This window comes from Leucobacter japonicus (genome assembly GCF_001273855.1).
Lineage (GTDB): Bacteria > Actinomycetota > Actinomycetes > Actinomycetales > Microbacteriaceae > Leucobacter > Leucobacter japonicus.
Genome location: NZ_JHBX01000061.1, coordinates 1 through 216, shown reverse-complemented (window position 1 = coordinate 216; position 216 = coordinate 1). Strand labels below are relative to the sequence as shown.

Sequence of the window (216 nt, the reverse complement as noted above, 5' to 3'; positions counted from 1 at the left end):
CCACCTGCACGCGCCGCTCGTCTCGATCCGCGAGCAGGCGGCCGTGGTGGTCTCGCTGCTGCGTCCCGTCGATGGCCGTGGCGGCGCCCACAGCTTCCGCGAGCTGATCGCGGGCGTGGCGGAGCGCGGGGTGATCGTGGCGCGGTTCCTCGCGATCCTCGAGCTCTATCGAAGGGCCGCCGTGACGTTCGAGCAGGCGGAGCCGCTGGGCGAGCT

The 216-nt window shown here is 73.1% G+C and carries 1 protein-coding gene; it reads left to right on the top strand.

The genetic code is table 11. The features are described from left to right. Positions 1–216 (top strand): segregation/condensation protein A (locus tag AMS67_RS00190; protein ID WP_162230791.1); only part of this gene is annotated, 216 nt, incomplete at both ends.